The sequence below is a fragment of the Desulfonatronum zhilinae genome (assembly GCF_900182865.1).
Taxonomy (GTDB): Bacteria; Desulfobacterota; Desulfovibrionia; order Desulfovibrionales; family Desulfonatronaceae; genus Desulfonatronum; species Desulfonatronum lacustre.
Genome location: NZ_FXUJ01000009.1, coordinates 141,101 through 153,286 on the forward strand (window position 1 = coordinate 141,101; position 12,186 = coordinate 153,286).

The following is a 12,186-nucleotide window of genomic DNA, read 5'->3' on the forward strand; positions in this document are numbered from 1 at the left end:
TCATATGCTCAAGAGCGTCGCGGCGTTGTCCGCCTCTTCCATTAAAACCCGCCTGTTGCTCATGACCGCCGGCATCGTGCTTCTGGTGGTCCTGGTGCTTTCCCTGGTCACCGCCTACCGGGCCGTGAGTCTCCTGGAAGGGGAATCTCGAAGGGAATTGCGGCATTCTCTGGCCCTGACCTCAGACATCTTCAAGGAATTCATCAACGTCCGTCAGGCCAACCTGTACGTCTGGCGGAGCAACCCGCTGGTGGAGTTCGTGGGCGCCGACCCGCGGCTCGGCTCGGTGTTCGTTCCCAGCCTGCGCGACTTTTTCACCCAGATCAAAACCCAGGAACCCTGGATCGAGAACATCCTGATCACCAAGAACAGCAGGGCGCTGTACGAGGACACGCCCTACCTGCGCTGGCTGGACCAGCCGGAGCGCGACCGCCTGATGCATCTTCTGGACGAGGTCGACGAACAAACCCCCTTGCTGCTGGCCCTGCCCCGCACCCCGAACATGATCAGCCAGCGGCACGTGCTGGTTTTCAGGCAGGCCATCCTCAACCAGGGCGCCCCCTTGGACGACACGCACCTGGTGACCATGATCAACCTGGAAACAGCCGGACACGCCCTGTTCGGCGCGACCAGGATCGGCAACCAGGGCTTCGTGAGTCTGGCCTACCAGCCGCATCAGCGCTCCTTTTTCACTCCGGACCAAGTCGTCGAAGAAGGCGAGCCGTCACCGGCGCGGGCCGAGTTCAACACCTTGGCCCCGCAGTGGGCTCAACCCGGGGACATTCCTACCCGGACGTCCATGCTGCTCCTGGACCATCTCCAGATGAACGACCTGCCCGTCTGGCTGATCGGCGTGGCCGCGGTGGACGACATCAACAGCCCGGTCCGCGAACTTTTGCTGTACATGGTGGGCGTGGGCGCCCTGACGCTGCTTCTGGGCATCGCAGCCGCGGCCTTTTTCTCCGGGCGCATCGCCGGACCGATCCGGGTGCTGACCGACAAGGTCCAGCGCTTCACCCTTACGTGGCGGGAGAGCAAGGCCGCGGGAGGCAATTCTTTATCGCCTTCGAATTCACAAGTTGATTTCGCGCCTCAAGGCCAGGGGCATCCACCGTCATCCCGAGACGAGCTGGCCGTGCTGGCCGACTCCTTTCACCTGATGGCCCGCGAAATCCACGAGCTGTTTTCCAAGACCCAGCAATACGCCCAGGAATTGGAACAGCACAGCCTGCACCTGGAACGCCTTGTGGAAGAACGAACCACGGAGCTGGCCCAGGCGAACATCAATCTGCTGGAAGCCAAGGAGACAGCGGAAGCCGCCACCCAGGCCAAGAGCTTCTTTTTGGCCAACATGAGCCATGAAATCCGCACGCCCATGAACATCGTCATCGGCCTCAGCCACCTGGCGTTAAAGACCGACCTCACCGAACAGCAGCGGGACTATCTGACCAAAATTCGCGGCGCGTCCCAGAATCTTTTGGGCATCATCAACGACATCCTGGACTTCTCCAAGATCGAGGCCGGACGGCTGGACTTCGAACAGATCCCCTTTGATCTGGACGCGGTGATGAGCAACCTGTCCACCCTGTTCTCGGAAAAAGCCGCGGCCAAGGGCGTGGAATTTCTGCTGGCCTACACTTCGGATATCCCGAACTATCTCATCGGTGATCCCCTGCGCCTGGGCCAGGTGTTGACCAACCTCACGGGCAATGCCCTGAAGTTCACCGAACACGGGGAAGTGAAAGTCGGCGTGAGCTTGGTGGAGGAGTCGGATGACTCCGTGACGCTGCGCTTTGCCGTCCGGGATACGGGCATCGGGATGACCGAGGAGCAGATGAGCAAGCTGTTCACCGCCTTCAGCCAGGCCGACGCTTCCACCACGCGGCGCTTCGGCGGCACCGGACTGGGGCTGACCATTTCCCTCCGCCTGGTGGAGATGATGCACGGACGGATCGAGGTTCACTCCACCCCGGACCGGGGCAGCGAGTTTTCCTTCATCGCCCGGTTCGGCAAGCAAAAGGAACGCCCGACCCAGTGCCTGACCAAGGCGGATTTCGGCCATCGCCGGGTTCTGGTGGTGGACGACAGCCTCAGTGCCCGGGAAATCCTGCGAGACATGCTGGTCAGCTTCAATCTGCACGTGGATACGGCGGCTTCGGCCGAGGAAGGCCTGCGCCTCGTCCAGCAGGCCGCCGCCCAAAGCCGTCCCTATGATCTGGTGCTTATGGACTGGCAGATGCCGGGCATGGACGGCATTGAGGCCATCCGCCGGATTCGCTCCGAACCGCTAAGCGAGAGCCTGCCCCTGATGGTCATGGTCACCGGCTACGGGCGCGAGGAAGTCATGAGCCGGGTCAGCGACCATGAACTGGACGGGCTGCTGCTCAAGCCGGTCAATCCGTCCATGCTCTTCGACGCCCTGACCAGCTTCTTCGCTGATCCGTCCTGCGCCTCGACCGTCAGGAAGCAGGACCGCGTCGAATCCTCTCCGACACCGCCGGGTAAGCTGCACGGCCACGTCCTGGTCGCCGAAGACAATCCTATCAATCAGCAAGTAGCCAGGGAACTGCTGGAAGGCTTTGGCCTGACCGTGCGCCTGGCCGCCAATGGCCGAAAAGCCGTGGAACTGATCGCCGCGGAGCGCTTCGACCTGGTGCTGATGGACATTCAGATGCCGGAAATGGACGGGTATGAGGCGACGCGGCGCATCAGGAGTCAGGAGTCAGGAGTCAGAAGTCAGATGCCGGAGGTTGATCATCGGACATCGGATGTTGGGGAAGGGACTGCTGATCTTCAGGTTTCAGGTTTCAGCCCTCATCCCTCCAGCCATATCCCCATCATCGCCATGACCGCCCACGCCATGACCGGCGATCGGGAGAAGTCCTTGAACGCGGGAATGGACGACCATGTGTCCAAGCCCATCGACCCGGATCTGTTGCAGCGCGCCCTGGCTCAATGGTTGCCCGCAGACGATGGAGAACGAGAAACCGATGAACCCGCGACGCCGCAGCCAACCGCTCCAGCAAGCGGGGCTCCCTCCCCGTCCGCCTCTTTGCCCACTCTGTTGCCCGATCAGTTGCCAGGCTTTGATCTGGCCCAGGGGCTGGCTAGGCTGCGCGGCAATGAGAAGCTGTATCTGAGATTGCTGCTGGACTTCCGGAGCAGCTACGCGGATGTTTTGGAGAAAATCGAACAAGCCGTCCAGGCCGAAGAACGCGAGCAGGCCGCCCGCACCGTACACGCCGTCAAGGGGGTGGCCGGCAACCTGGGGGCCAACGCGGTCTTTGAAGCGGCCCAGGGACTGGAACACTCGCTAAAGGTCGATCCTGACACCGATCCGGACGGCCAAGCCACGGCCCTTGCCGATTTTTCCACCGCGTTCCAGACCGTGATGACCAGTCTTGCCGCCCTGGCCTCCCCGAATGCCTCGCCGGAAGCGTCACCGGAAGCTTCGATTCCGGCCTCGGAAATCGTCCCTTCCCCCGCCGAAACAGCGCAAAAAGAGAGCACGGCATCGCATCCGGATGTTGAGGTGATTGCCCTCCACTCCCTGATCAATGATCTGCGTGAACTCCTGGAGGACGGCAACCCCAGGGCCGAGGAACTGGCCGAGGGCTTGCTAAACCGACTTGATGGACGATATTCGGACCTGACCGGTCAATTGCTGCAAGAAATTCATGACTTTCAATTCGAAGAAGCCGCGAAAAGCACCGCGGAACTGGCAGGGCGGCTTGGACCGTCGGAGACCCAATGACTGAACGAAAATCCCGCATCCTGATCGTGGACGACGAGCGACCGAATATCCAGGTCCTCAACGCCATCCTCCAGGACAATTACGAAATCAGCGTGGCCCTGAACGGCGAACAGGCCCTGAAACGGGCCTTTGGCGAAAAAAAGCCGGACCTGGTCCTGCTGGACATCCAGATGCCGGACCTGGACGGGTTCGAGGTCTGCCGGAAGTTGCAGGAACACCCGGAAACCAGGGACATTCCGGTGATCTTCATCACGGCCAAGTCCAATGAGAAAGACGAGGAAAAAGGCTTGGCCGTGGGCGCGGTGGACTATATCACCAAGCCCTTCGGACCGGCCGTGGTTCTGGCCCGGATTCGGGTCCATCTGGAACTGAAGCGCAAGCGGGACATCCTCCGGAACCTCTCCAACAAGGACGGCCTGACCTGCATCGCCAACCGCCGCCGGTTCGAGGAATTCCTGGAATTCGAATGGCAGCGCGGCATCCGAAGCGGCGAGCCTTTGTCGCTGATCATGGCGGACATCGATCATTTCAAACTGTACAACGACCATTACGGCCACGCCGCGGGGGACGAGTGTCTGCGGGAAGTGGCCAGAAGCCTGAGTGGCGTCGTTTCACGACAAACCGATCTGGTAGCCCGGTACGGGGGGGAGGAATTCATCTGCCTGCTCACCGGCACGAACCAGGACGGAGCCAGGGAAGTGGCCCGGAAAATGCGCGAGGCTGTCGAGGCCCTGGGAATCCCCCATGCCTTCAGCCCCGTGGCGCCGACGATCACCCTGAGCCTTGGCGTGGCCACTCTGGTTCCCCAGCGGGACGGCAAGACGGCCCACGATCTCTTCCTGGCCGCGGACAAAGCCCTATACAAGGCTAAAAGCACCGGCAGGAACAAGGTCGCCGTGCTGGACGGACTGGACGAGGCCCACGAGCCGTTCACCGCTCCGCGACCAGTCCGGGAACACCAACGCATCCTGATCGTCGACGACGAGCAGATCAACCTGAACGTGCTCAAGGCCATCTTCCAGGACACCTACCAGACCATCAGCGCCGCGTCCGGAAGCCAAGCCCTGGAACTAGCCCGGGCCGACCCCGCGCCGGACATTATTCTTTTGGACATCCAGATGCCGGACATGGACGGCTACGAGGTCTGCGAGACCCTGAAGGACGACCCACGTACCAGGGACATCCCGATCCTGTTCATCACCGTCATGTCCAAGGAAACGGACGAGGCCAAGGGCTTGCGACTGGGCGCGGTGGACTACATCCCCAAGCCCTTCGACCCGTCCGTGGTCCACGCCAGGGTGAACACCCACCTGACTTTGCGCCGTACCCTGACCGACCTGGCCCGGCGCAACTCAATCCTTGAAGACGCCCTGAACATGCGCGACAGCGTGGAACGCATCGTGCGCAACGACCTCAAACGCCCGCTGATGGATATTCTGAACAGATCGGATCGCCTGCTCGCGACCTGTGATCTTCCGGCTTCGTTGCGGGAAACCGTACGCGACATTGAACGATCCGGCTTCGAACTTCTGGAAATGATCGCCGCGTCCATCGACTTGTGGAAACTGGAACGGGGCGTCTATCAGCTCGACCCCCATCCGGTGAACCTGACCCGCATCGTTCAAACCGTGCTCAGAGCCTTGTCGCCCCTGGAAGCGATGGAGAACAAGGCCGTCCGGTTCATCACCGAAGACGCCCCCGCCTCGATTATGATCCGCGGCGAGGAGTTGCTCTGCTATTCCATGCTCCTGCACCTGATCAAAAACGCCCTGGAAGCCGACCCGCCGGACCGGCCGGTAACCGTTGCCCTGGAGCACCCTCCGCGACAAGACACGGACCAGGAAGGCCGATCCCGAATCCGGGTCCGCATCGCCAACAGCGGCGTCGTTCCCTTGGAAATCCGCACCCGGTTCATGGAAAAAGGCGCCACCTGGGGCAAGCCCGACGGCAAGGGCCTGGGCGCCTACTCCGCCCGCCTCATCGCCGAAACCCTCGGCGCGACCCTCCAGGTCCACATTGACGACGAAAACCAACGTACCGAAATCGTTCTGGAGTTTCCAGGGTAACAGGAAAAACGATACAACTGACTGAAGAAATTGTCGTATTCGTACGATGCCGAGGCGGATCGAGCGAGAAAAGAGGCACGTCCTGATCCGGAACGCGCAATGCTTCCCCTCCAGGGGATCGGGTAATCCGGTTCCTTGCGAACATCAGCGGCCAAAAACTTGCGAAGGCACTTGTTCAAAGGTGTAATTACCTTTGAAGAACTCCTCCGCGTACCACTGGATTTCTCCATCGTCGGTCAGAACCATGTCCAACAGCCGCACGGAGCCCAACAAGCGCCCGATATGCTCCAGCTTCTCCGTTAGTCGCCCGACATCGTATTTTCGCATTTCAGCCTTGAGCAGGTCGCCCTTGTGCTCGACCCGAAACCCCATCCTCTTGAGGATCAGGGCCATCAGTTCGGCTCGTCTCGTTCGCCGTCCCACGTCCGCTGCCCCGCCTTTGAACGAGAAGGTCACGTAGTTGGAGTTGACCTGCTCGGAGCAAAAGGAGTCGATGGTCGCGAAGTGGTAGCCGAGCCGGGCGTTGAAGTTGAGATATCTTTTGGAAATAATGGCGTAATTTGGCTCCCCAAGGCCGTCGTGCAAGTGCGGGTCGTTGAGTACGCCTTCCGCAACCACGGCCAAGAGTCCCTGCATGTTCACCCGGACCGGTCCGGACCAACGCACCTTTTCGTGGGTCACGCCCTTGAGCAGGGCCTGGAACGGTACCGAGACGATCTCCTCCACGGCGACCTCGTTTGCATCTTCCGCGGAGTTCCCCATCCGCTCGACTCCTCCGCCCAAGTCCAGAACAAAGGCGTTCAGCGGCGTATCGCGCAGCTTCTTTCCGATCCGCCCGTCCCCGGTTCGCCCCCTGAGCCAGTCTCCCAGGTGAAACATCTCCCGCATCGCCATTTCATGGGCAAAGCGAATCACGTCGTGCAGGGTGGCGCAGCCTTCCGGGGTGAACTCCGCGCTTCGCGGATCGAGCAGATTCAGCGGAACGACCTTGTTCAACACCCCGCGGACACGGATATGGACCGGGCTGTCCGCGATCAGGTTGGCCGGAGCCTTCTGCCGGATGACTGCGGGCACTTCACCCTTGTAAATAGTCCTGCGGGTGGCGTCCAAGGTAATGATGTCTCCGGCCTGGATGGTCCGTGTTCCGGTTTCAATCCCGACCAACGTCGGAACCTTGAATTCCCTGGCCACGGAAGCCATATGCCCGGTGACGCTGCCCACATCCGTCACGATCCCCTTGACCCTGCTCATGGCCGGGACAAGGGTCGGCGATGTCTGGCGGGCCACGAGGATAGAGCCTTCAGGAATGCCGGCCAGGCTTTGATCATCCTCCAGGATATACGCCGGACCGCTGGCCGCGCCGGGGGCGGCGGTCATGCCCGCGTGGATCAGAACGCGGTCGCGGGGCACCTGGACGTCCCTCCCCAGCTCTTCGAAGGACAAGTCCTCCGTGACCCTCTGCAAGGGGCGGGCTTGCAGGATGATAATCTTGCCGGCTTGATCCAGAGCCCATTCAATATCCAAAGGCGTGCCGAAATGCTCTTCTAGCTTCAACCCGTAGTCGGTCAGGACGCGGAGTTGTTCGGAGGTCAGACAGGGAGCGTTCCGCCGGGCCAGGGGCGTCTCACTTAGGCGCAGCCCCTGTTCCCTATCCATGACAAGCATGGTGTCTTTTCCGGCAATCTCCTGCTCCAGAACCTCCCTGGTCTCCCGGCAGATCCGCCAGTAGTCGGTTCTCGCCGACCCGTCCACGACGCTCACCCCAAGGCCCCAGTTGGCGTTGACGCAGATGTTGTCGGCCACATGATAGTTCGGGTCAATGGTGTACAGGCAACCGCTGGACACGGCATCCACCATGGCCACGCACAGAACGCTCATCAGGTCGTCGATGTCCCGATATCCCTTGCCGCGCCGGTAGAATACCGCCCTGGGGTTGAATATCCCGGCCACGACCTCTTTATAGGCCGCAAGCAGGTTGTCGACAGGGACGTTCAAGACACTGTCGTACTGTCCGGCAAAGGAAGAAGACGGGGAATCTTCGGCGCTGGCGCTGCTGCGAACGGCGAAACGCAGATCCTCACCGAGATCGCCGGCCAAAACCCGGGCCTCGTGAAGGATGGCCCTCGCGACGTCGTCGGGCAGCTGAGAGCCGAGAATCAGAACCTTGATCTCGGCGCAGACCGTTTCGAGACGTTCCATGTCCCGGACATCGAGTTGCCGTAGCTTACGCTTGACCTTTTCATAGATTCCCGCCTGCTTGAAAAAGTGATGACACGAGAAGGCCGTGACCGCGAACCCTTTGGGCGCGGGCAAATACGCCCTGTTTGAAATATCGGCCAAGTTGGCCGCCTTGTTCCCCACCAACGCGCTTTTCTCGCGACTCAAGTTGGCCAGGGAGATGGTCCAGTTGCTCTTTTCCAGCTTTTGCCGTCCCCGCAGCTCCTTGAGAACGGACCGGCCGATCCTGTCGGCGACGCTCCTGAGGTTCGCGAACCGATTCCGGGACAACGCATCCAGGTCGGATGAAAGATCCCGAACAATGGCCACGAGACGCTCACACAAAACAACGACCTCATCGTAATCGAACGAGTCCGGATTGAGCATCATGTCTTCGATGTCGTTGATCACATGGAGTGAGGCGGTGTTCTTCTCCAATAGCTCCTTGAAAATATTGTACCGCTCCACGAAAACCTCCGTCTCGGCTTCTGGTTTGACGGCGGGCCTGATCCATTCTTTGACATAAGCGATCATTTTTCCTCTCCTTTCACGATCACGCGTCCATTGAAATCATTCTTTTTGCCAAAACAAAAAATAAAATGGGCTCCGGTAAAAAACCGGAGCCCATTTTGGGTACAAAGTACAAAAAGAATGTGTCGCTGAAAATTTTCTTTATATCTACCCCTGCCATTTAGAAAAGGCAAGCTCTTGCAAACAGCACTGCGAAAAATACCTTCTGGAATGCTTCAAGACATCTATTTAATAGTAATAAATCCGCTTGTCCGCATCTTTTATTCACTGTAGACATTTTCCCAACCTACTCAGGGCGTCCTCTCCAGACATTCCGTGACACCTCGCCCCCCCGTGGCCTCCAACCACAGACACACGACGTCCAGGACGAGTTCGTCCCCGTGTTCGCCATTGGTCAAAACGGCGATGCCCCGTACCTGGGAGCCGTCCGGCTCATGGCCGGGCAGGAATGCCAGAAAGGAATGCCACGCCGGAAGATTGTCGCCGGGATGAAAAGCCAACAAGCCTTGGCCGTCCGGGAGATCCAACAATCCCAACCCCAGCCCCCAGCGGCTTCCGGCGAAGACCAGCCCGCTGTTTGCGCCGGGCTGAGGGGAAAGCATGTCCCGCAAGAGTGAACGTTCCAAACCCAGGCTGGCCCCCCTCCCTCCTTCCTCCGTTGCGCTCGCGGTCAACCCGGCGACGAAGCGCCCCAGGTCCCCGGCCGTGGCCCACAGCCCGGCCGCGGCCAGGGCCGCGAACCGACGCTCCGGCACGGCGGCGTTGTCCGCGGTATAGGACCGCGCCTTGCGGCCGTACAGCCGAGGATCGTCGCCAAAGCTGCTTGATTCCATGCCCAGCGGATTCAAAATCAGATCCCGGGCCACCTGGGAAAAAGGCCGTCCGGTAACCTCTTCGAGCAGCAATTCCATCAGTGTGTAGCCTCCACCGGAGTAGGCCCACTGCTCCCCGGGCGGCAGGATCACGACCACGCCACGATCACCGGCGTCCGAAGCCGAGGTCAGGGAAGCTTCCAAGGTCTGAACCGGCTGGTCCGACAAAAAGCCCAAGTACCCCGGCACCGAAAGCCCGGCGGTATGGCTGAGAATCCGGCGCAACGTCACCTCGTCGGGGTCGAACTCCGATTCCGGGAGTCGCCAGCGGGTCACGTACCGGGAAACCGGTTCATCCAAATCCAACAGCCCGGCCTGAACCATCCGCAAGACCACCGCCGCGCTCACGGCCTTGGAAATAGAGGCCGCCTGAAAAACCGTATCCGGAAGGGCCGGAAGCCACGCTTCCATCTCCGCCCACCCATATCCCTCCTCCCAAACGACCATTCCGTCTTCCACCAGCGCCACGGACGCTCCATGCACCTGCCACTTGTCCATCAGGTGGAACATGGCCTTTTCCAAAGCATCAGGCTGCAGAAAAACAACCTGAGCCGTGCCCGGACCAGCAAGGCCGACGAGCCACAAGCAAAACAGGCTGGGCAGCAGAAAGCGTGAAATTTGAAAATGACGTAACATGGGACCTCCATCTCTCTGCATGCAAGAAGTCATGTAAAATCTTCATCTCCGCCTCTTGCAGTATTGTCGCCCTCTCGTCAATTTCTCCACTTGTCCGACACATCCTCACGTATCTGGAGAACGGATACGATTTCCGTGCCACCGGACTTGTCGCCCGGTGGCACGGAAACTTTCATTGCACTTCACACTTCAGCGTCGGCTCACTGTGGGTAATGCCGTGCGATTTCCGACTCCACCAGTTGCTGCAACTGCTTGAAGCCAAAAGTCGTCAAGGGTTTGCCGTTGACGAAAAAGCCCGGAGTCTTGGTGACGTTGAGCGCCCTGGCGTCGGCGATGTCCTGCTCCAGAATGCGCTGAATCCTTGCTTCGTTCATGTCGCTTCTGATCGTCTCCAGGTCCACGCCGGCCATGGCCACGAAGTCCCAGAGCAAGTGCGGTTGCGGGTTCTGGTGACTCGCCCAATGGCCCTGGCTTTTATACATGATGTCCAGGGTTTCCCAGTATTTGTCCTGATTGCCCGCGGCTTCGAGTATGCGCACGAAGTCTTCGGCCCCGTCATGGAACGGAGCGTACCGCAACACCAGCCTGATTTTGCCGGGATTGTCATCCATCAGTTTCTTCACAAAGGGAGAGAACGCGGCGCATGTCTCGCAGGCCGGGTCCATGAACTCCACCAGGGTGACCCGGGCATCCGGGTTGCCCAGGGTGGGCGAGTGAGGCCGGACAAAGATTTCAGCATCTTCCTGTGCCAGAAAGTCCAGCTTCCCGGCTTGTTGCGTCTGGTAGACATGGGTTGCGATGATAAAGAGCAGCCCAAGGGACAGTCCGGCCGCGGCAACGAGATATTGTTTCCTCATTGAGAAATTCTCCTGTTGAAAATGTAGAGTAGCACCAGAATGATCGTGAAAGCCAACAATGAAAGCATGGGAATCGTCAGAAAACCGAGAATGTCGAAATGGATGTCCGTGCAGGAGACTCCCTGACTGCATGGTTTGATGTTCTCCGGGATTATCCCGTAAACAAGCAAATTCTGGTACAAGGCCACAAGCCAGCCCGCGCCGGCCAGAGGCAGGGCGTAACGCACCACGCTCTTGTCGCAAAAAAAGAGACCCGTGGTGAATATAAACGCCAAGGGAAAGAGAAAAATGCGCTGGTACCAGCAGAGAACACAGGGGGGCAGCTGCATCACGGCACTGAAAAAAATGCTCGTCAGTGCGGACGCAATGGTCAGCAGCCAAGCCAGAAAGAGAATATTCCAGCCGGGCTTCGAAACGCTATCCGTAGAAGGCATGCGGATTGATCTCCCATGAATGTAATGGAGCGGCACAATCGCCAAGGGCCTGGGCGACCCGCGGGAACAGCCGACAAAAAGCCGTTTAAGCCGTCAGTTCGGCGAGGAGGGCAAGCAAGATCAGGAAAATTCAGGCGGAAAGTCGATACGATGGACCAAGTCCGAGGGAGGGCGCGCAAAAGGTGGGAGAGCGAAGGTAATGGTCAACGGAAGGCCGGAGGTGGCCTCGGGGAGAAGGGACGTGAGCAGCTTCAGGCAGAAGAGACAGAGACACCCCTGTTCCGTGCATGGGGTTGGGTTCGCGGGTTCTTCAGGGCTGTTATCAGGGCTGAACGGCATGCAACATGAATCCACGTCAGCAGGGTGAAGCAACGCCGAAACAACAGCCCCCATCCCGGTTGCGGCAAAAGAGGTCGTCAGCAGAACGGCCAAAACAAGTCCCCTTGCAAACAGCACACGCATTCTTCAAACGTAGCGCGCCGAGAGCCGCATGTCAAAAAACATGAATTACGATCTTTATTGACAATCCCGCTTCACGGACTTAGCGTTTTCCACTAGTGTCCCAACAATTAATCAAATAAACTTAGCTGCTTACTGTTTGACGTCTGTTCGCTTTCGTAATCATCACATCCAACTATCTGTAATAATGGAACTCGTTCGAAGATGTTTACACTCAAAATCTGTAGAATTGTGTAGAGAGAAGCTTCAATTTTGAGTTCCTTTCTCATTATTGCCACGAGTAAAAAAGTCGAGATTGCGATCCAAATTTGACTTTTAACGGCATTTTCTGAGGTACCATAAAACCGTTTTATTCGCAGG

6 protein-coding genes and 1 pseudogene are annotated in these 12,186 nt (G+C 59.1%); 2 read left to right on the forward strand and 5 right to left on the reverse strand.

The features are described from left to right. The first annotated feature begins 4 nt into the window (after positions 1-4). Positions 5-3,754 carry a response regulator gene (locus AC559A_RS09440; protein ID WP_498817710.1) on the forward strand — a complete coding sequence of 1,250 codons (3,750 nt, stop codon included), beginning with the start codon at positions 5-7 and terminating at the stop codon, positions 3,752-3,754. Beyond that, the gene (locus AC559A_RS09445) at positions 3,751-5,820 is read left to right on the forward strand and encodes a response regulator (RefSeq protein ID WP_498817711.1); all 2,070 of its coding nucleotides are present in this window, start codon (positions 3,751-3,753) and stop codon (positions 5,818-5,820) included. The genes AC559A_RS09440 and AC559A_RS09445 overlap by 4 nt, the downstream gene beginning before the upstream one ends. A gap of 144 nt (positions 5,821-5,964) precedes the next feature. Here AC559A_RS09445 and AC559A_RS09450 read toward each other — a convergent pair whose 3' ends face one another. The 5 genes and pseudogenes from AC559A_RS09450 to AC559A_RS09470 all read right to left on the reverse strand — a co-directional run. Further along, positions 5,965-8,571, reverse strand: coding sequence for a PEP/pyruvate-binding domain-containing protein (locus tag AC559A_RS09450; RefSeq protein ID WP_498817712.1), 2,607 nt, complete (start codon positions 8,569-8,571; stop codon positions 5,965-5,967). 287 nt (positions 8,572-8,858) lie between these two features. Beyond that, positions 8,859-10,076: a serine hydrolase domain-containing protein gene (locus tag AC559A_RS09455; protein ID WP_498817713.1), complete on the reverse strand. Its 1,218-nt coding sequence runs from the start codon at positions 10,074-10,076 to the stop codon at positions 8,859-8,861. A gap of 200 nt (positions 10,077-10,276) precedes the next feature. Beyond that, positions 10,277-10,933 (reverse strand): DsbA family protein, encoded by a 657-nt coding sequence (locus AC559A_RS09460; RefSeq protein WP_498817714.1) that lies wholly within the window; start codon positions 10,931-10,933, stop codon positions 10,277-10,279. Next, a complete protein-coding gene (locus AC559A_RS09465; RefSeq protein WP_498817715.1) occupies positions 10,930-11,367 on the reverse strand; it encodes a disulfide bond formation protein B in 438 nt (145 codons plus the stop codon). The genes AC559A_RS09460 and AC559A_RS09465 overlap by 4 nt, the downstream gene beginning before the upstream one ends. 569 nt (positions 11,368-11,936) lie before the next feature. Next, positions 11,937-12,186, reverse strand: a pseudogene (locus AC559A_RS09470) (IS4 family transposase); the annotation flags it as partial.

Bases quoted from the DNA above. Each gene is read 5' to 3' on its own strand.
- AC559A_RS09440 (WP_498817710.1), top strand. From the start codon at position 5: ATGCTCAAGAGCGTCGCGGCGTTGTCCGCCTCTTCCATTAAAACCCGC.
- AC559A_RS09445 (WP_498817711.1), top strand. From the start codon at position 3,751: ATGACTGAACGAAAATCCCGCATCCTGATCGTGGACGACGAGCGACCG.
- AC559A_RS09460 (WP_498817714.1), bottom strand. From the start codon at position 10,933: ATGAGGAAACAATATCTCGTTGCCGCGGCCGGACTGTCCCTTGGGCTG.
- AC559A_RS09455 (WP_498817713.1), bottom strand. From the start codon at position 10,076: ATGTTACGTCATTTTCAAATTTCACGCTTTCTGCTGCCCAGCCTGTTT.
- AC559A_RS09465 (WP_498817715.1), bottom strand. From the start codon at position 11,367: ATGCCTTCTACGGATAGCGTTTCGAAGCCCGGCTGGAATATTCTCTTT.
- AC559A_RS09450 (WP_498817712.1), bottom strand. From the start codon at position 8,571: ATGATCGCTTATGTCAAAGAATGGATCAGGCCCGCCGTCAAACCAGAA.